A 17,864-nucleotide genomic window follows, 5' to 3' on the forward strand; every position below is an offset into this window, starting at 1 on the left:
TCTGCCTCCCGCCTAACCGCCTCCACGGCGAAGACTGCCGGACAGAACGCTTTTCTCACCCGACGTCGCCTCGTCTCCGATCCTGTTGAGCAGCCCTCCGGGCCGCTTGCCTGCCAGGGACCCGCCAGCCAGTTGGTCTGCCGCCCCTGCCTGCCGCCGTACCGTCAGCTGCGTCTGTCGTAACGGCCTCACCGATTGGCGCCGAAGCCTTTTTAAGACTTTGCACTGCGCCCGCCCCGGAACCTTCCATTCACCGGGGTGCCTTGCACTTTGATGATTACGACATGACCCAGCACGATACCCGTGCGGAGCAAGCTATTGCCCCCGCCGCCGACGCCATTGCCACGTCCAGCCCGCTCGACAAGCTCGACGCGATGCTGAACGGCGAGCACGACGGCGCCGCCGCGGCCACCGAAACCGAACTGAGCGGCTTTGCCTCGCTCGGCCTCGATGCCGCCATCCTGCGCGCCCTGGCCGACCAGAACTACACCACGCCCACGCCGGTGCAGGCGCAGGCCATCCCCGCCTTCCTCGCCGGCCGTGACCTGCTGGTCTCCAGCCAGACCGGCTCCGGCAAGACGGCGGCCTTCATGCTGCCCGCCATCCAGCGCATCAGCGAGAAGCCCGCGCCGAACCGTCCGCGTGCCGAGGAGCCGGTCAAGCGCATCAAGGGTCGCCGCCCCCGTCCGTCGCCGGCCCAGCCCGCGCTGCTGGTGCTGACGCCCACGCGCGAACTGGCGCTGCAGGTGACCGAGGCCGCCGCCAAGTACGGCCGCCACCTGCGCCGCATCGTCTGCGCCAGCATCCTGGGCGGCATGCCCTACCCCAAGCAACTGGCCATGCTGGCCAAGATGCCTGACATCCTGGTGGCCACGCCGGGCCGCCTGCTCGACCACATCGACGCCGGCCGCATCGACCTGTCCGCGCTCGACATGCTGGTCTTCGACGAAGCCGACCGCATGCTCGACATGGGTTTCGCCGATGACATCGACGCCATCGTCGCCGCGACCCCGGCCAGCCGCCAGACGCTGATGTTCTCGGCCACGCTGGATGCCCGCATCGCGCAGCTCGCCTCGCGCCAGCTGCGTGACCCGCAGCGCATCGAGATCGCCGCGGCACGCATGGACCAGAGCCATATCGAGCAGCGCCTGCACTTCACCGACGACATGTCGCACAAGGAACGCCTGCTCGATCACCTGCTGCGCGCCGCGGACCTGAAGCAAGCCATTGTCTTCACCGCCACCAAGCGCGATGCCGACTCGCTGGCCGAGCGCCTGTCCGACACCGGCTTCGCCGCCGGCGCCCTGCACGGCGACATGACCCAGGGCGCGCGCAACCGCACGCTGACGGCACTGCGCCGCGGCAACCTGCGCGTGCTGGTAGCCACCGACGTGGCCGCGCGCGGTATCGACGTGCCCGACATCACCCACGTGGTCAACTTCGACCTGCCCAAGCAGGCCGAGGACTACGTGCACCGCATCGGCCGCACCGGCCGTGCCGGCCGCTCGGGTATCGCCATCAACCTGGTCAACCATGGCGATATGTTCCAGTGGCGCCGCATCGAGCGCTTCACCAACCAGCGCATCGACGCCTCCGTGATCGAAGGCCTGGAACCGCGCCGCACGCCGAAGCCGCGCAGCGGCTTCGGCGGCAAGCCAGGCGGCGGCCGCGGTGACTTCCGCGGCAAGCCCGGCTACCGTGGCGGCCAGGGTGGCCAGGGCAGCGGCCGCGGTTTCGGCGACCGCAACTTTGGCGACCGCAGCTTCGGTGACCGCAATACCGGCGAGCGCAACACCGGTGAGCGCAACTTCGGCGAGCGCCGCTTCGGCGACGGCGACAACCGTGGCTTCGGCAATCGTGGCGGCTTCGGCGGTGGCGAGGGTCGCGGCTTCGGTCCGCGTGAGGGCGGCGAAGGCGGCTACCGCGGCCAGGGCCAGGGCCAGGCACGCGGCGAAGGCGGCTACCGCGGCGGCAATCGCGACGGCAACCGCAGCTTCGGCGACCGTAGCTTCGGCGACCGTAATGGTGGCGAACGCAGCTTCGGCGGCGAGAGCCGTGGCTTCGGCAACCGTGACTTCGGCGACAACAAGCGCGGCGGCTTCGGCGGCCAGCGTCCGGCCGGCCGCAACCGCTACGAGCGCTGAGCGGCGCCCAGCCTGAAGCGGCAATGAAAAAAGCACCCCTCGGGGTGCTTTTTTCATGCCTCTGGCCCGCCCTGAATAAGGTTGACACGTTTCCCGCAGTGACGAGGAGCGTGCCTTCGAGACGGAGCGCAGGCGTACTGTCCCCCCCGCGCCCGCCGGCGACGCATTCAGAGCGCGCAGCTGCGGAAGCCGACGAAGGACAGGTCCGTCTCCGGCAGCAGGGCCGTACGTGCACGCGGATGACGCTGGCGCCCCGGGCTGGCGAAGGAACAGCCGCGCACCGCCTGGCAGATGCCGAACAAGCTGGTCATCCCCGCGTCGGCGGGCTGGGCGACGAAGCCGGCGTAGGGCTCGTAGGGGGTGGCGGTCCATTCCCGCACCATGCCCCAGGCCATGCCGCGGCTCTGCGCGGCAGCCCGCTCCCACTCCGCCTCGGCGGGCAGCCGGCGCCCCGCCCAGGCGCACCAGGCCTGCGCCTCGAACAGGCTGACGTGGCGCACCGGCTCATCCGGATTGAGCGTGCGCAGGGTACCGAAACGCTCGACCATCCAGGCCCGCGACTGCGGGTGGCGAGACCAGTAGCGCGGCGCCGAACGCTCCTGCGACATCAGCCACTGGCAGCCCGAGGCCGACCACCAGGCCGGATGGTCATAACCGCCATCCTCGACGAATTCAAGATACTGGGCATTGCTGACGGGCACCGCATCCATCTCGAAGGCCGGCACATAGGTCGGCTGGGGCGGCAACTCGTCGGGCAAGGCGAAGCCGTCGGCCTCGCTCCAGCCTTGGGTGAATCGCCCGCCGGGGAACTGCAGCGTGCCCGCCCGCAGCGCCGGCACCGTGGCGGCCGGCGTACCGCCCGCCGCACCGGCCGGCGCCACGCCCAGTGCCTGCAGCAGCGCCGCAATGCCTTCGCCCTGCGCGTCTTCGTGAAACAGGGCACGCCGCATGGGATAGAGCGTGGCGTCGCCGTCATCGGGCAAGAGCGCCAGCCGGCTCAGCACCCCGTCGAGCACATCCGCGGCGTAGCGCTTGACCACCGAGACATCCGGCAGCGTGACTTCCCAGCGCTCGTCCGGGCCGATGCGTTCCGGGTCGAACCACTCGTCGGCGCCATCCAGCAGCGAGGCGCGGCCGGCCACCAGCAGGCGCGCCTCTCCGCGTTCGATCGTGCGCGCCTCGCGCAGGCACCACCACTCTGCATGCCAGGCGATATGCCCCAGCGTCCACAGCGGCGGATCGGCATCGTACTGGCGCGGCACATCCCAGCCGCGCCGCGTCTGGCCGAAGGTGGCCAGCCACGCCAGGGTGCGGTTGCGCGTCTCCACGAGCGCCTGCGCGAGCGCCTCGCGCGGCAGCCGCCGCGCGTCGGCCCAGGCAGACTTGCCGCCGGTGAAATGCAGATCGGGAAGCATCGAGAAGCCGCTCATCCTCTTGCCCTGCCACAGAAGTTGGAATCGGCCCGGCGCGGCTGGCGCGTGGCCGGGTGCCGCGCATTATGACACCGCTGTCGCCGGCGCGCGGTTCAGGCCCGCGCGTGGAAGACCGCGAACCAGCCGCGCGCATCGGTCCAGCAGACCGGATCCTGGAAGCCGGCGGATTCCAGCATGCGGGCGAAGGCTTCCGGCTGAAACTTGTACGAGTCTTCGGTGTGGATGCGCTCTCCGGCGGCAAAGGAGCGCGCGCCGCCCGCCCAGCGCACGGTGAGATCGCGCACGGCCTCGAGATGCATCTGGATGCGCGAGCCGCCGCGCTCGAAGCCAGCCACGTGGCGCCAATCGGGCAGCGCAAAGTCGCTGCCCAGGATGCCGTTCACGTGGCGCAGCACGTTGCGGTTGAAGGCAGCGGTCACGCCCAGCGCGTCGTCATAGGCAGCACACAGCACCTCCTCGTCCTTGACCAGATCGACGCCGATCAGCAGGCCGTCGCCGGCATGTGCCTGGGCACGCAGCCGCCGCAGCAAGGCCACCGCGGCTTCCGGGGCGAAATTGCCGATGCTCGACCCCGGATAGAAGAACAGCCGGCGGCCCCGCGCCACTTCCTCGGGCAGCACCAGTTCCCCGCACAGGTCGGCGCCGAGGCCGAGCATCGGAATCTGCGGATACTGCTGCTGCAGGCAATCCAGCGTGTCCCGCAGGAATTCGACTGAGATATCCAGCGCCACGTATTGCGCCGGCCGCAGGCTGGCGAACAGGCCCGCGGCTTTCTGGCAGTTGCCCGCGCCGAGGTCGACCAGCACGCAGCCGCTGCCGGCGCGCGCCGCGATCGGCACGGCACAGTTTCGGAAGATCGATGCCTCGGTGCGCGTCGGGTAATACTCGTCGAGCGCGGTGATCGCCTCGAACAGGCGCGAGCCGAGCACGTCGTAGAACAACTTGGGACTGAGACTGGCCTGCCTGCGGCCGAGGCCGGCAATGACTTCCTCGCGCAGGGCGCCGTCGTCCTCGCGGTACTGCTGCACGAAGACGGGGCCATCCCGCCGTAGCGGCTCCTGATAGCCGTCGCGGCCATTGGCCAGCGCCAGCAGGCGCCCGCGCGCGGCCTCCGGCACGGTGGCGGCATCGTCCAGCTGCCTGCCATCGCGTTCGGCGCGCTCGTCGGGTTGGGCACCGCGGGGAGAGCGGCGCGAAAGGTGGAGCGGTGTGGGTGCAGCCGGCATGTCATCGTTCCTTATTGTGGGATACGGCACGTGCGAACCCGTCGGCCCCGGGGCGGGCTCGGGGCCGCCCGGCCGCGGCCCGACCCAACAAGCATAGGTGCCAGGCGGCGGCTGCGCACCCCGGAGGCAGCGCAAGAGGCGGCCAGGCCTGCACTGCCCGTCATGCGGAACCCGTCACGAATCGGACGCCAACTTGCCGCCATGTGCTGGCATCTGGCCAAAAACCTGGGTAAACCCCTCATTCCTGCGCCGCCACAAGCCAGGACGTTCGTTTATAATGCTGCCCAGCGTAGCCGCCACGACATGGCGGCCACGTCCCTTCAAAGGGGAGTAGCTCCGGGGCCATGCCCTTAGCACAATCGTCATTCCGGGACAGTGTCCCCGGTTGTGCTGACGCCTTCACGGTTCGCCCACCGAACCGGCCGGCGTCGAGCAAGACCTTTGCAACCTGGCTTCATGGTTCGCAAAGGCGGTCATTCCTCCCCAGCTTCATGACTCCAGGCGTATCCAACGCAGCTATTCGTACTTGAGGAGTCGAAAATGGAGTGGTTTACCGACCTGTTCACCATGCAGTTCCTGACGGCGCTGGCGTCCATCGTCGTCATCGACCTGGTACTCGCGGGCGATAACGCGATCGTCATCGCGCTGGCCGCGCGCAACCTGCCCCCGCACCTGCAGAAGAAAGCCATCGTATGGGGCACGGTCGGCGCCGTGGTGGTGCGCTCGGCCATGACCATCGGCGTGGTCTGGCTGCTGAAGATCCCGGGCCTGATGCTGGTCGGCGGCCTGGCGCTGGTGTGGATCGCCTACAAGCTGCTGGCCGAGGACGGTGACGGCGACGAACACGGCGCCGGCGCCACCACCCTGTTCGGCGCGATGAAGACCATCATCATCGCCGACGCGGTGATGGGCGTGGACAACGTGCTGGCCGTGGCTGGCGCCGCACACGGCAGCTTCCTGCTGGTGGTGCTGGGCCTGCTGATCAGCATCCCCATCGTGGTCTGGGGCTCGGGCCTGGTGCTCAAGCTGATGGCGCGCTTCCCGGCCGTCATCTATGCCGGCGCCGGCGTGCTGGCCTTCACCGCGGCCAAGATGGTCTCGGGCGAGCCGCTGGCCAAGGCCTTCTTCGAAGCCAACCCGGTGGCGCTGTGGGGCCTGTATGCGCTGATCATCGGCGGCGTGCTGGGCGGCGGCTACCTGGCCAAGAAACGCCAGGCGCAGGCCCCCGAACCCGCCGGCAACTGAGGCGGCACCGGCGGCCGCGCGCGCCGGCCGCCGGCCATGTCGAGCAGCCGCTTGGGATAAAATGCGGGGCTTGCGTGGACACCCTGTCCGCCCCCCCCCCAAATCCGCAACCCCAGCGCCCGCGCCGATGAAACAGTATCTCGACTTCATGCGCCATGTGTACGAGCATGGCACCGACAAGGCCGATCGCACCGGCACCGGCACGCGCTCGGTCTTTGGCTACCAGATGCGCTTCGACCTGCGCGAAGGCTTCCCGGTGGTGACCACCAAGAAGCTGCACCTGAAGTCCATCATCCATGAACTGCTGTGGTTCCTGCAGGGGTCGACCAATGTGCGCTACCTGCAGGAGAACGGCGTCACCATCTGGGACGAATGGGCCGACGAAAACGGCGAGCTCGGCCCGGTCTACGGTTCGCAATGGCGCTCGTGGCCGGCCCCGGACGGCCGTCACATCGACCAGATCACCGAGCTGGTGGCGCAGATCCGCGCCAATCCCGATTCGCGCCGGCTGATCGTCTCCGCCTGGAACGTGGCGGACATCCCGCGCATGAAACTGCCGCCCTGCCACGCCTTCTTCCAGTTCTACGTGGCAGACGGCCGGCTGTCCTGCCAGCTCTACCAGCGCAGCGCGGACATCTTCCTCGGCGTGCCCTTCAATATCGCCAGCTACGCGCTGCTGACCCACATGATGGCGCAGCAGACCGGTCTCGAGGTGGGCGACTTTATCTGGACCGGCGGCGACTGCCACCTCTACAGCAACCACATGGAACAGGTGCGCACCCAGCTGGCGCGCGCGCCGCTGCCGCTGCCGCGCCTGCAGATCGCGCGCAAGCCGGACAGCATCTTCGACTACCGCTACGAGGACTTCTCGCTGGAAGGCTATCAGTCGCACGCAGCGATCAAGGCACCGGTGGCCGTATGACACTGCTGACCCTGATCGTGGCCAAGGCCCGCAACGGCGTGATCGGCCGCGACAATGCCCTGCCCTGGCGCTTGCCGGAGGACCTGGCCCACTTCAAGCGCACCACCATGGGCGCACCGGTGGTCATGGGCCGCAAGACCTGGGATTCGATCGGCCGCCCGCTGCCGGGCCGCCGCAACATCGTCGTCAGCCGCAACCCGGCGCTGCAGCTGGCCGGTGCCGAGGTGGCAACCTCGCTGGAAGAGGCGCAGCGGCTGTGCGTGGGCGCCGAACAGATATTCCTGATCGGCGGCGCCCAGCTCTATGCGGAGGCGCTGCCCAGCGCCGACCGGCTGGTGGTCACCGAGATCGACGCCGACGTGGAAGGCGACGCGCATTTCCCGGCGATCGACCGTTCGCGCTGGCTGGAAGTCTCGCGCGAAACGCACCGCAGCGAAGCCAACGGCTTCGATTACGCCTTCGTCGTCTATGAGCGCCCGCCGTCGGGCGAGGCATAGCCGGGGGAAGCATGGCCAGGCCGGCGCGCAAAGCGCGCCGGCATCAAGCAGAACGGGCGCCAAGGCGCCCGTTCTGCTTGATGCCCGGTGGCAAGCCGGCTTGGGCCGGCCGCCGCTTCAGTTACCGGCGATCGTCATCTGCTCGATCAGGATGGAGCCGGTCTCCTTGGTGCCGCGCACCAGGACGTCGGCGCCCACCGCGGCGATCTGGCGGAACATATCGTTCAGGCTGCCGGCGATCGTGATCTCTTCCACCGGATACTGGATCACGCCGTTCTCGACCCAATAGCCGGAGGCGCCGCGGGAGTAGTCGCCGGTCACGTAGTTGACGCCCTGCCCCATCAGTTCGGTCACCAGCAGGCCGGTACCCATCTTGGCCAGCATCGCGGCGAAGTCGTCGCCGGGCGCCGCCAGCGAGCTGCTGAGCGTCAGGTTGTGCGAGCCGCCCGCGTTGCCGGTGGTCTGCATGCCGAGCTTGCGCGCCGAGTAGGTGGAGAGGAAGTAGCCCTCCACCACGCCGTCGCGCACCACGTCGCGGGCACGCGTGCGCACGCCTTCCTCGTCGAAGGGGGCGCTGCCCATCGCACCCGGCACATGGGGCCGTTCATGGATCTGCACGTGCGGCGCGAATACCGCCTTGCCCAGCGAGTCGTACAGGAAGGTCGACTTGCGGTACAGCGCGCCGCCCGAGACCGCCTGCACGAAAGCGCCCAGCAGCCCCGCCGCCAGCGGTGCCTCGAACAGCACCGGACAGCGGCGCGTGCTCAGCTTGCGCGCATGCAGGCGCGCCAGGGCACGCTCGGCGGCGTAGCGGCCGATCTCCTCGGGCACCGCCAGGGCCTGCGGCGAGCGCTTGGAGGAATACCAGTCGTCGCGCTGCATGGCGCCGCCGCTGCCGGCGATCGGTGCGCAGGAAATGAAATGGCGCGAGTACGGATAGCCGCCCATGAAGCCGCGCGAGGTGGCCAGCATGAACTGCGAGTGCTGGGCCGAGACGCTTGCGCCGTCGCTGTTGCGGATGCGTGGCGACACGGCAAAGGCAGCCGCCTCGGCGCGGCGCGCGATCTCGATCGCTTCCTCGGCATCCAGGGCCCAGGGATGGAACAGCTCCAGGTCTCGTGGCGCGTGCTCCAGCAGTTCTTCCTCGGCCAGCCCGGCGCAATCGTCCTCGGCGGTGAAGCGGGCGATGTTGTAGGCCGCCTCCACGGTTGCGCGCAGCGCCGACGGGGAGAAATCGGAAGTGCTGGCATTGCCGCGCCGCTTGCCGATCATTACGGTGACACCGACCACCTTGTCGCGGTTCTGCTCGATGGTCTCGACCTTGCCCTTGCGCACGGTGACCGACAACCCGCCGCCCTCGGAAATCTCGGTAGCGGCATCGGTGGCACCGAGCTCGCGTGCCACACGCAGCACATCGCTGGCCATCTCGCTCAGCTGGGCCGGGGTATAGGTGAAATGGGCGGTGAGATCGGCGGTCTGGTCCACGGTATGGTCCATGCAGTGGGGGCTTATCAAAAGTCCAAACGGCAATCATAGCAAGATAAAATGCGCACCATGACGCGAAACACCCAACACTCCCGCTTCCCCGGCGCCTTCGCGCCCGAACCGGAAGCCGACGACGAACCGAAGAGCAAGTCGCAGAAGAAGCGCGAGATGACCGCGCTGCAGGACCTCGGCGCCGAGCTCGAGGCCCTGCCCAAGGATCGCCTGGCCCGGGTGCCGATGCCCGACACGCTCTCCAGTGCGATCTATGAGGCACGCCGGACCACCAGCCACGAAGGCAAGCGCCGCCAGCTCCAGTATGTCGGCAAGGTGATGCGCACACTGGATGACGATGAGATCGAGGCGATCCGCCAAGCGCTGGAAGGCTTCAAGGGCACCAGCAAGGCGGAGACGGCAAGGCTGCACCTGATCGAACGCTGGCGCACGCTGCTGCTGGCCGACGACGAGGCGCTGACGCGCTTCCTGGCCGAGCACGCGGTCGAGGACGTGCAGGCGCTGCGCAACATCATCCGCAACGCGCGCAAGGAGCAGCAGCAGAACAAGCCGCCGCGCTACTTCCGCGAACTGTTCCAGGCCATCAAGACTGCGCTGGGCGGCGAGAGTCCCGACGCCGGCGCCGAGGAGCCCCAGGCATGACGAATCCGGCCACCCGGGCGGGCACGCAGCCCATCGCCCGCAACCACCCCGACGAACTGGTCGTGGGCCTGGTCTCGATCTCCGACCGTGCGTCGGCCGGCACCTACCAGGACGAGGGCATCCCGGCCCTGCGCGACTGGCTCGGCCACGCCCTCGCCTCGCCCTGGCAGGCCACCGAGCGGCTGATCCCGGATGAGCGGGCGCTGATCTCGCAGACCCTGATCGAACTGGTGGACGTGGCCGGCTGCGACCTGGTGCTGACCACCGGTGGCACCGGGCCGTCGCGGCGCGATGTGACGCCGGAAGCCACGCTGGCGGTCGGCACCAAGGAAATGCCTGGTTTCGGCGAGCAGATGCGGCAGATCAGCCTGCACTTCGTGCCGACGGCCATCCTGTCGAGGCAGGTCGCGGTGATTCGCGAGACACCCGGCCACGCGGCGCTGATCGTCAACCTGCCTGGCCAGCCGCGCGCCATCCGCGAGACGCTGGAGGGCCTGCGCGGCGATGACGGCAAGCCGCTGGTGCCGGGCATCTTCGCCGCCGTGCCCTATTGCATCGACCTGATCGGCGGTCCCTACATCGAGACCGACGAGACCGTGGTCAAGGCGTTCCGCCCGAAGAGCGCGATCCGCACCCAAAGCGCCGGCTGAGCGCCGGCGAGGCCTCAGCGCAGGCCGAGGTAGAGCCCCACCGGCACGAACAGCACGGCGCCGATATTGCCCAGCAGCACGATCGACGCGACCTGGTCCGGCTCCTGCCGGAAATGGTCCGCCACCAGGAAATTCAGCACCGCGGGCGGCAGCGCGGCAAAGACAAACAGCAGGCCGCGCTGCAACTCGGTCAGCGGCACCAGGCGCGCCAGCACGAGCGCGCAGGCCAGGCCGGTCAGCGGGCACAGCACCGCGCCGACCGCGCCCATGCCCCAGTTACGCAGATTGACGTCCTTCATGCGCACCCCGAGCGCGAACAGCATCAGCGGCACGGTGGAATCGCCCAGCAGCTTGATCGACTGGTAGACCGGCCCGGGCAGCGCGAACCACGGCCGCGCCAGCGACAGCCCCACGCCGGCCACCGTGGCCAGCACCATCGGATTGCGCGCGATCTGCGCGAGCGAGGCATGGCGGTTGACGATCTTCATGCCGAGCGTGAAGTGCATCAGGTTCGACGCCGCGAACAGCGCCACCGCCGGCGCCAGCCCGGCCTCGCCAAAGGCGAACACCGACAGCGGCAGCCCCATGTTGCCGCTGTTGTTGAACATCATCGGCGGCACGAAAGTGCGCGCATCGACCCCCATCACGCGGGCCGCCCCCCACGCCAGCAGCCCCGAACCCAGCACCACCGCCACCGCACAGGCCAGCAGCGCGAACTGGTCGGCCAGCACGAAGTCCTTGCTGACGAAGGCGGATACCACCAGCAGCGGCGCGATCACGTCGAGCATGGCGCGGTTGATGCCGGCCATGTCGGGCCGCACGCGGCGCCCGTACAGCCAGCCGATCAGGATGATCAGGATGACCGGCGTGATGATGGAAACGATGCGGGCGAACATGGCGCGGGGCGAGGAGGCATGACGCGGTAGGGACCGCGCGCGCTGGCGCGGTGGACAGGTGCCGCCAGCACCGCAGGGCGGCGGCGCGGCGGCAGGGCGGCGGCAGGGCGGCGGCAGGGCGGCCCGAAGGCCGCCCGGTTCACTCCCGGGCCGGCGCGGCGCCGGCCGCGGGCGCGGCGGCGGAGCCGTCGGGCGCGACAGGGGCGGCGCTGGACTGGCGGATGAAGTGGGTACGGTAGTAGCGCAGTTCCTCCACCGACTCGAGGATGTCGGCCAGCGCGGTGTGCAGCTGGCGCTTGACGAAGCCCTTGTGCACGGCCGGTTCCCAGCGTTTGCACAGTTCCTTCAAGGTCGACACGTCGAGGTTGCGGTAGTGGAAAAAGGACTCCAGCTTGGGCATGTAGCGCGCCATGAAGCGGCGGTCCTGGCAGATGGAGTTGCCGCACATCGGCGACTTGCCGGCCGGAACCCAGCGCTTGAGGAAGGCCAGCAGCTCCGCCTCGGCCTGCTCCTCGGTCAGGGTGGAGGCCTTGACCTTGTCGATCAGGCCGGAGCGGCCGTGCGTGCCCTTGTTCCAGTTGTCCATGCCGTCGAGCACGGCGTTGTCCTGGTGGATCACCAGGACCGGGCCCTCGGCCAGGATATTGAGCTCGGAATCGGTCACCACCACGGCCACCTCGATGATGCGGTCGTGGTCGGGCGCCAGCCCGGTCATCTCCATGTCCAGCCAGATCAGGTTGTTCTCGCTCTTGACGGATTTGGTGGCGGCGCCGACGTGGGTATTGCTTGTCATCTGGACGATCGGGGAGGGAATCAGGGAAGTGGACGGAAACACCCGGAGCGGGCGGCGCCTCCACGCGGCGCGCGGACGGCGCCAGGGATGCCGGGCGCGAACAATTTATAATTCTCGCATAAGCGCCCGCACCGGGCGTCCGCGCCGCTTCCGCGCGGAGCCGGCGCCGCGGGCACTCCGACCCCAGCGACCCAAGGCCGCCCGATGTTCACCCTACTCTTTCTCGCCGCTCTGACGGTCATGGTGCTGACCAAGCTCTGGCTGGCCGCACGGCAGGTCGCCCATGTCGGCCGCCACCGCGGCACCGTGCCGGCCCGCTTCGCCGACACCATCGCACTGTCGGCACACCAGAAGGCCGCCGACTACACCATCGCGCGCACGCGGCTGTCGATGCTGGAGGTACTGGCCGGCGCGGCCGTGCTGGTCGGCTTCACCATGCTCGGCGGGCTGCAAGCGCTCAACCAGTTCTGGCTGGCCACCTTCGGCCCCGGCTACGCCTACGGCGTGGCGCTGGTCGCCAGCGTGGCGCTGATCGGCGGCCTGGCCGAACTACCGTTCTCGCTGTACGGGCAGTTCGGCATCGAACAGCGCTTCGGCTTCAACAAGATGACCTGGGGCCTGTGGCTGGTCGACATGGTCAAGATGATGGCGGTCGCCTGCGTGCTGGGGCTGCCGCTGCTGCTGGCCGTGCTGTGGCTGATGGATCGGGCGGGCCAGTACTGGTGGCTCTGGACCTGGCTGGTCTGGATGGGTTTCAACCTGCTGCTGCTGGTGGTCTTCCCCACCTTCATCGCGCCGCTCTTCAACAAGTTCGAGCCGCTCTCGGACGATGCCCTCAAGACGCGCATCGAAGTGCTGCTGCGCAAGTGCGGCTTCGCCAGCAAGGGCCTGTTCGTCATGGACGGCAGCCGCCGCAGCGCGCACGGCAATGCCTACTTCACCGGCTTCGGCGCCGCCAAGCGCATCGTCTTCTTCGATACGCTGCTGGCCCGCCTGTCCGGCGACGAGATCGAAGCCGTGCTGGCGCACGAACTGGGCCATTTCAAGCGCCACCACGTCGCCAAGCGCATCATCGTCACCTTCGCCCTCAGCCTGGTCTTCCTGGCCTTGCTGGGCTGGCTGTCGACGCGCACGTGGTTCTATACCGGACTGGGCGTGCTGCCCAACCTGGGCGCCTCCAACCATGCACTGGCACTGGTGCTGTTCTTCCTGACGCTGCCGGTGTTCACCTTCCTGCTGGGACCGCTGTCGAGCATCAGCTCGCGCCGCCACGAATTCGAGGCGGACGCCTTCGCCGCCGGCCAGACCGACGCCGGCCACCTGGTCTCGGCCCTGGTCAAGCTGTACAAGGACAATGCCTCGACGCTGACACCCGACCCGCTCTACAGCGCCTTCTACTATTCGCACCCACCGGCAGCGCAGCGCATCGACCGCCTGCTGGCACACGCATGAGCCGCGGCGCACGGCAGCCGCGCGCGGCGCGGGAAACGGCACAGGCCGGCCAGCAGGCCCTGGTGGTGGCGGCGCACGGCCGCCACTACGTGGTCGAGATGGAAGACGGCAGCCTGCTGCACGCCTTCCCGCGCGGCAAGCGCAGCGACTGCGCGGTCGGTGACCGCGTGCGGGTGGAGAGCGCGGCGGCCGACCAGGTCGTGATCGCGGGTACGCAGCCGCGCAAGAACCTGCTGCACCGCTCCGACCAGTTCAAGTCCAAGCTGCTGGCCGCCAACATCGACCAGGTAGTGATCGTGCTGGCGACCGAGCCGAGCTTCTCCGAGGATCTGCTCGGGCGGGCGCTGGTATCGGCCGAGGCGCTGGAGATCCGCCCCCTGATCGTACTCAACAAGGTGGACCTGACCGACCGGCTCGAAGCCGCGCGCGCGCGGCTGGCCCCTTACCGCGAGCTGGGCTACACCGTGCTGGAGCTATCGGTGCACGGCGACCCGGACGGTACGCAGGCGCTGCTGCGCCCGCGCCTGGCGGGGCTGTCCACCATCCTGATCGGGCAGTCCGGCATGGGCAAGTCGTCCCTGCTCAACCTGCTGATCCCCGGCGTCGAGGCGCAGACGCGCGAGATCTCGGCCAAGCTCGATTCCGGCAAGCACACCACCACCTTCACCCGCCTCTATCCGCTGCCGGCGGACTGGGGCACAACCGAGGACCGGCGCGGCTGCCTGATCGATTCGCCGGGCTTCCAGGAGTTCGGGCTCTACCACCTCAGCGAGGGCATGCTCGAGCGCGCCTTCCCGGAATTCCGCCCGCGCCTGACGGGCTGCCGCTTCTACAACTGCCACCACATCAACGAGCCGGGCTGCGGCGTGCTGGAGGCGGTCCAGTCCGGCGACATCTCGCCGCGTCGCCATCAGCTGTACGCCCAGTTGCTGCACGAGTCCAGCCAGCAGAAGCCGTGGTAAGGTAGTCGCGTGGCGGCGTTGCGCCGCCGAGGGTGGCCACGATGAAACTGCTGCTGTCGACCGCTTCCCTGATCCATGCGGCGCACTGCCGCAACCTGCTGGATGCCGCCGGCATCCGTGCGGAACTGCGCAATGTCTGGCTGGCCGGCGCAACCGGCGACATTCCCTTCCAGGAAAGCGCCCCCCAGGTCTGGCTGCTCGATGCGGACCGCGAGGCCGAGGCCCTGGCCGTGCTGGAAGCCGCGGCCCGGCCGGTACCCGGCCCGCCCTGGCGCTGCGGCCGCTGCGGCGAATGGCACGAGGCCCAGTTCGGCGCCTGCTGGCATTGCGGCGCCAGCCGAGAGCCCGCCGGCACCACCGGCGCCGGCTGACGGCACCTCCGCCCGCGCGCAAACAGAAGGGCCGGCGCAAAGGCCGGCCCCATGCCATCGCGAGCGGCGCAGCGGCGTGCTCAGCCGACCCACAGCGCCAGCGACAGCATCGCCAGCAGCAGCATCCACAGCACCACCGCGCGCCACACCAGGCCCACCGCCGACTGCAGCGTACGTACCACGGGCTCGGTACCGAATTCCGGCGGGGCCGGCTCGGGGCCGCCGTCGTCGTCCGGCTCCGGCGCATAGTCCAGCGCCGGCCCTGCCGGGATGGCGCGCAGTACCACGGCGGAATCGTCCTCGGCCAGCGGCGTGCCCAGGCGCACACCGAGCGCGCCGCCGCCGCTGGCGAGCAGGATGCCGTTCACGCTGTCGTTGAACTTGCGCGCATGATTGCGCCAGGCGTAGACCGCGTCCTCGAAATTGCCGACGATGGCAAACCCGATCGAGGTCAGGCGCGAGGGCAGCCAGTCCAGCACATAGAAGGCTCGCGCGGCGAAGCGGCCCAACGCCGGGCTGCGCTCGGTCGACGGCTCGTTCCAGTGGCGGCCCAGGTACTCGGCGGTGCGGTAGAGCACCACGCCGCCCGGGCCGATCGGCACCAGGAACCAGAAGAAGACACCGAAGACATGGCGGTGGGCGGCGACGATGGCCGCCTCCAGCGTGTGGCGCACGATCTCGGTGACCGGCATCTCCATCGTGTCGAGCCCCGTCCACTCATGCAGCAGCGCGCGGGCTGCCGGCAGGTCGTCACGGTTGAGCGCCTCGTGGATATCGGTGAAATAGTGGCTGAACTGGCGGAAGCCCAGTGTCAGGTACAGCAGCAGCACGTTCCAGGCGAGCGTCAGCGCCACGCTGATCGAGGCCAGCAGGTAGTGCACCACCATCACCGCCAGCGTGAGCGGCACCACCACGGTGAGCCACGCCAGCCGCGCATCCCTGGTCCGTCCGGTGTCGAAGGCATGCTCGGCACGCCCGGACAGGACGCGCACGATGTCATAGATCGGATTGTTGCGGCCCAGGGCACGGAACTGCTCGGCGATCAGCGCGAGAAGGACGGAAACGAAGGTCATTGCAGGTCAGGATGGCGACGGCAGCCTGGCGGCGCCGGCAAGTGCCGGCATGGCCGCATGCCGTTAGCGAGAAGATAGCACATGCCCCCCGCCCCCGAACGGGCAAAACGCGCGCGGAATGCCGGAGGAACGCGACCGAGCATGGCATCGGCAGGCGCCGGCCGGCCGCCGCGGGCAAAAAACAAGCCCGCCGGCACGACCGGCGGGCTGTTTCGCGACGTCTCCACGGCGCGCGCGGCCGCACATGCTGCATGCGCCGCGCGCCGCCTGGCCTCGCTCAGGGCAGGTCGAAGACCAGCACCTCGGCGCCGCTGCCCTGCGACAGCTCCACCAGCGCCTCGCCCTCGAGGCGGGCCGCGTCGCCGGCCTCGAGCGCACGTCCATTGACGCTCACCCGCCCGCGCGCGACGTGTACGTAGGCGCGGCGTCCAGGCGCGATGTCCAGGCTGGCGCGCTCTTCGCCGTCGAACAAGCCGGCGTAGAGCCGCATGTCCTGGTGGACCAGGACCGAACCGTCGGCGCCGTCCGGGCTGGCCACCAGGCGCAGGCGACCCTGCTTGTCGGCAGCCTCGAAGTGCTGCTCCTGGTAGCTCGGCTCGATGCCCGTCCGATCCGGCAGGATCCATATCTGCAGGAAATGCGTGACCTGCTGCGTGGCATGGTTGTACTCCGAATGGCGCACGCCGGTGCCCGCGCTCATGCGCTGCACGTCGCCCGGGCGGATCACGCTGCCGTTGCCCATGCTGTCGCGATGCGCAAGTTCGCCTTCGAGCACGTAGCTGATGATCTCCATGTCGCGGTGGCCGTGCGTGCCGAAACCCTTGCCCGGCGCGACCCGGTCTTCATTGATGACCCGCAGCGGCCCGAACTGCATGTGCTGCGGATCGTAGTAGTCGGCGAAGGAGAAGGTGTGATACGACTTGAGCCAGCCGTGGTCGGCATAACCGCGTTCGCCCGACTTTCTGATTTCAATCATTTTGACGACTCCGTTCGTAGGTTCCTTGCAGGGCCGCCGGGGTTCCCGGCGCCACAGCAAGCGAGATCTGCTGTTGACGCTAGGCAGTTTAGGGCAGCTGGAGTATAGTCGTCGGCACCACATTAGTAGCAATCATTCAGAATTTCTGAACATGCCTCTTTCCCTCGAATCCCTTGAGGTGCTCGATGCCATCGAGCGCAAGGGCAGCTTCGCCGCCGCCGCGCACGAGATGGGCAAAGTGCCCTCCGCCCTCACCTATGTCGTGCGCAAGCTGGAGGAGGACCTCGATGTCCTGCTGTTCGACCGCCGCCGCCACCGCGCCGAGCTGACGCCGGCCGGGCGCGCCCTGCTGGACGAGGGCCGCCACCTGCTGCACGCGGCAGACGACCTGGAACGGCGCGTCAAGCGCCTCGCCACCGGCTGGGAAGCCACGCTGACGATCGCGGTAGACGACCTGATCAACTTCCGCGCCCTGCTGCCGGTGATCCAGGACTTCTATGCCGAGAACTCCGCCACCCGGCTGCGCTTCTCCAAGGAGGTACTGGGCGGTTCCTGGGATGCGCTGGTCAGCAACCGCGCCGACCTGATCATCGGCGGCGCCTACGATGCGCCCAGCGCCCAGGGCTTCCAGGTGCGGCCGCTGGGCAACCTGCCCTTCGTCTTCGCCGTGGCCGCCCACCATCCCCTGGCGGCCGAACCGGGTCCGCTGACCACCACCCAGATCGCCATGCACCGCAGCGTGGCGGTGGGCGACACCTCGCGCAACCTGCCGACCCGCACCTATGGCGTGCTGGCCGGCCAGGACGTGCTGGTAGTGCCCAGCATGCGCGACAAGCTGGAAGCGCAGATCCGCGGACTCGGCTGCGGCTGGCTGCCGGCACCGATGGCCCAGCCCTTCATCGAAAGCGGGGTGCTGCAGGTCAAGGAAACGGTGGAAGTGCGCGGCACCGGCAACTTCAAGGTCGCCTGGCGCACCAGCACGCGCGGCAAGGCGCTGCAGTGGTGGGCGCGCAAGCTCGACGACCCTCGCCTGGCGCAGGCGCTGCTGCAGTTCCTGCCTGGTCAGCCTGTGACGGAAGACTGAC

The 17,864-nt window shown here is 69.0% G+C and carries 17 protein-coding genes; 10 read left to right on the forward strand and 7 right to left on the reverse strand.

The window, feature by feature from the left end; translation table 11 throughout:
• The first annotated feature begins 284 nt into the window (after positions 1 to 284).
• Entirely contained in the window at positions 285 to 2,144 is a 1,860-nt protein-coding gene (locus BKK80_RS16130; protein ID WP_071070196.1) for a DEAD/DEAH box helicase, read from the forward strand.
• Positions 2,145 to 2,311: 167 nt separating this feature from the next.
• Here BKK80_RS16130 and BKK80_RS16135 read toward each other — a convergent pair whose 3' ends face one another.
• Both BKK80_RS16135 and egtD read right to left on the reverse strand, forming a co-directional pair.
• Positions 2,312 to 3,574, reverse strand: a complete 1,263-nt coding sequence (locus BKK80_RS16135; protein ID WP_071070198.1) for an SUMF1/EgtB/PvdO family nonheme iron enzyme — start codon at positions 3,572 to 3,574, stop codon at positions 2,312 to 2,314.
• Positions 3,575 to 3,669: 95 nt separating this feature from the next.
• The gene (egtD, locus tag BKK80_RS16140) at positions 3,670 to 4,803 is read right to left on the reverse strand and encodes an L-histidine N(alpha)-methyltransferase (RefSeq protein ID WP_071070200.1); all 1,134 of its coding nucleotides are present in this window, start codon (positions 4,801 to 4,803) and stop codon (positions 3,670 to 3,672) included.
• 540 nt (positions 4,804 to 5,343) lie between these two features.
• Here egtD and BKK80_RS16145 point away from each other — a divergent pair.
• The 3 genes from BKK80_RS16145 (at position 5,344) to BKK80_RS16155 (ending at position 7,467) form a co-directional block, all read left to right on the forward strand.
• Entirely contained in the window at positions 5,344 to 6,048 is a 705-nt protein-coding gene (locus tag BKK80_RS16145) for a TerC family protein (protein ID WP_071014517.1), read from the forward strand.
• Between the two features lie 127 nt (positions 6,049 to 6,175).
• The gene (locus tag BKK80_RS16150; RefSeq protein ID WP_071014519.1) at positions 6,176 to 6,970 is read left to right on the forward strand and encodes a thymidylate synthase; all 795 of its coding nucleotides are present in this window, start codon (positions 6,176 to 6,178) and stop codon (positions 6,968 to 6,970) included.
• Positions 6,967 to 7,467 carry a dihydrofolate reductase gene (locus tag BKK80_RS16155; RefSeq protein WP_071014522.1) on the forward strand — a complete coding sequence of 167 codons (501 nt, stop codon included), beginning with the start codon at positions 6,967 to 6,969 and terminating at the stop codon, positions 7,465 to 7,467. Before BKK80_RS16150 ends, BKK80_RS16155 begins: the two co-directional genes overlap by 4 nt.
• A 117-nt stretch (positions 7,468 to 7,584) precedes the next feature.
• Here BKK80_RS16155 and pmbA read toward each other — a convergent pair whose 3' ends face one another.
• Positions 7,585 to 8,964 (reverse strand): metalloprotease PmbA, encoded by a 1,380-nt coding sequence (pmbA, locus tag BKK80_RS16160; RefSeq protein ID WP_071070202.1) that lies wholly within the window; start codon positions 8,962 to 8,964, stop codon positions 7,585 to 7,587.
• A gap of 57 nt (positions 8,965 to 9,021) precedes the next feature.
• On the opposite strand from pmbA, the gene yjgA reads away from it, so the two are divergent.
• Both yjgA and mog read left to right on the forward strand, forming a co-directional pair.
• Complete coding sequence (yjgA, locus tag BKK80_RS16165; RefSeq protein ID WP_272481992.1) at positions 9,022 to 9,606, forward strand: ribosome biogenesis factor YjgA; 585 nt, start codon at positions 9,022 to 9,024, stop codon at positions 9,604 to 9,606.
• On the forward strand, positions 9,603 to 10,256 hold the full coding sequence (gene mog, locus BKK80_RS16170) for a molybdopterin adenylyltransferase (protein ID WP_071014531.1): 654 nt from the start codon (positions 9,603 to 9,605) through the stop codon (positions 10,254 to 10,256). Before yjgA ends, mog begins: the two co-directional genes overlap by 4 nt.
• Positions 10,257 to 10,270: 14 nt before the next feature.
• Here the strand turns inward: mog and BKK80_RS16175 are convergent, their stop codons facing one another.
• Positions 10,271 to 11,152, reverse strand: coding sequence for an AEC family transporter (locus BKK80_RS16175; protein WP_071038098.1), 882 nt, complete (start codon positions 11,150 to 11,152; stop codon positions 10,271 to 10,273).
• Positions 11,153 to 11,291: 139 nt separating this feature from the next.
• Positions 11,292 to 11,945, reverse strand: coding sequence for an oligoribonuclease (gene orn / locus BKK80_RS16180; RefSeq protein ID WP_071070204.1), 654 nt, complete (start codon positions 11,943 to 11,945; stop codon positions 11,292 to 11,294).
• Positions 11,946 to 12,149: 204 nt separating this feature from the next.
• Here orn and BKK80_RS16185 point away from each other — a divergent pair, with 204 nt between their 5' ends.
• Genes BKK80_RS16185 through BKK80_RS16195 form a run of 3 tightly spaced genes read left to right on the forward strand, consistent with a single transcriptional unit; the run spans position 12,150 to position 14,730 of the window.
• Complete coding sequence (locus BKK80_RS16185) at positions 12,150 to 13,397, forward strand: M48 family metallopeptidase (protein WP_071014539.1); 1,248 nt, start codon at positions 12,150 to 12,152, stop codon at positions 13,395 to 13,397.
• Positions 13,394 to 14,359, forward strand: a complete 966-nt coding sequence (gene rsgA, locus BKK80_RS16190) for a ribosome small subunit-dependent GTPase A (protein WP_071014541.1) — start codon at positions 13,394 to 13,396, stop codon at positions 14,357 to 14,359. Before BKK80_RS16185 ends, rsgA begins: the two co-directional genes overlap by 4 nt.
• A 41-nt stretch (positions 14,360 to 14,400) precedes the next feature.
• Entirely contained in the window at positions 14,401 to 14,730 is a 330-nt protein-coding gene (locus BKK80_RS16195) for a putative signal transducing protein (protein WP_071014544.1), read from the forward strand.
• Between the two features lie 80 nt (positions 14,731 to 14,810).
• Here the strand turns inward: BKK80_RS16195 and BKK80_RS16200 are convergent, their stop codons facing one another.
• Complete coding sequence (locus BKK80_RS16200) at positions 14,811 to 15,803, reverse strand: CobD/CbiB family protein (protein ID WP_071014547.1); 993 nt, start codon at positions 15,801 to 15,803, stop codon at positions 14,811 to 14,813.
• A 277-nt stretch (positions 15,804 to 16,080) separates the two neighbouring features.
• Complete coding sequence (locus BKK80_RS16205; protein WP_071014550.1) at positions 16,081 to 16,779, reverse strand: pirin family protein; 699 nt, start codon at positions 16,777 to 16,779, stop codon at positions 16,081 to 16,083.
• Between the two features lie 151 nt (positions 16,780 to 16,930).
• Here BKK80_RS16205 and BKK80_RS16210 point away from each other — a divergent pair, with 151 nt between their 5' ends.
• Positions 16,931 to 17,863 carry a LysR family transcriptional regulator gene (locus BKK80_RS16210; RefSeq protein WP_071014553.1) on the forward strand — a complete coding sequence of 311 codons (933 nt, stop codon included), beginning with the start codon at positions 16,931 to 16,933 and terminating at the stop codon, positions 17,861 to 17,863.
• Position 17,864: the final 1 nt, after the last annotated feature.

The sequence above is a fragment of the Cupriavidus malaysiensis genome, assembly GCF_001854325.1.
Classification (GTDB): Bacteria; Pseudomonadota; Gammaproteobacteria; order Burkholderiales; family Burkholderiaceae; genus Cupriavidus; species Cupriavidus malaysiensis.

Bases quoted from the DNA above. Each gene is read 5' to 3' on its own strand.
- BKK80_RS16130 (WP_071070196.1), top strand. From the start codon at position 285: ATGACCCAGCACGATACCCGTGCGGAGCAAGCTATTGCCCCCGCCGCC.
- BKK80_RS16135 (WP_071070198.1), bottom strand. From the start codon at position 3,574: ATGAGCGGCTTCTCGATGCTTCCCGATCTGCATTTCACCGGCGGCAAG.
- egtD (WP_071070200.1), bottom strand. From the start codon at position 4,803: ATGCCGGCTGCACCCACACCGCTCCACCTTTCGCGCCGCTCTCCCCGC.
- BKK80_RS16145 (WP_071014517.1), top strand. From the start codon at position 5,344: ATGGAGTGGTTTACCGACCTGTTCACCATGCAGTTCCTGACGGCGCTG.
- BKK80_RS16150 (WP_071014519.1), top strand. From the start codon at position 6,176: ATGAAACAGTATCTCGACTTCATGCGCCATGTGTACGAGCATGGCACC.
- BKK80_RS16155 (WP_071014522.1), top strand. From the start codon at position 6,967: ATGACACTGCTGACCCTGATCGTGGCCAAGGCCCGCAACGGCGTGATC.
- pmbA (WP_071070202.1), bottom strand. From the start codon at position 8,964: ATGGACCATACCGTGGACCAGACCGCCGATCTCACCGCCCATTTCACC.
- yjgA (WP_272481992.1), top strand. From the start codon at position 9,022: ATGACGCGAAACACCCAACACTCCCGCTTCCCCGGCGCCTTCGCGCCC.
- mog (WP_071014531.1), top strand. From the start codon at position 9,603: ATGACGAATCCGGCCACCCGGGCGGGCACGCAGCCCATCGCCCGCAAC.
- BKK80_RS16175 (WP_071038098.1), bottom strand. From the start codon at position 11,152: ATGTTCGCCCGCATCGTTTCCATCATCACGCCGGTCATCCTGATCATC.
- orn (WP_071070204.1), bottom strand. From the start codon at position 11,945: ATGACAAGCAATACCCACGTCGGCGCCGCCACCAAATCCGTCAAGAGC.
- BKK80_RS16185 (WP_071014539.1), top strand. From the start codon at position 12,150: ATGTTCACCCTACTCTTTCTCGCCGCTCTGACGGTCATGGTGCTGACC.
- rsgA (WP_071014541.1), top strand. From the start codon at position 13,394: ATGAGCCGCGGCGCACGGCAGCCGCGCGCGGCGCGGGAAACGGCACAG.
- BKK80_RS16195 (WP_071014544.1), top strand. From the start codon at position 14,401: ATGAAACTGCTGCTGTCGACCGCTTCCCTGATCCATGCGGCGCACTGC.
- BKK80_RS16200 (WP_071014547.1), bottom strand. From the start codon at position 15,803: ATGACCTTCGTTTCCGTCCTTCTCGCGCTGATCGCCGAGCAGTTCCGT.
- BKK80_RS16205 (WP_071014550.1), bottom strand. From the start codon at position 16,779: ATGATTGAAATCAGAAAGTCGGGCGAACGCGGTTATGCCGACCACGGC.
- BKK80_RS16210 (WP_071014553.1), top strand. From the start codon at position 16,931: ATGCCTCTTTCCCTCGAATCCCTTGAGGTGCTCGATGCCATCGAGCGC.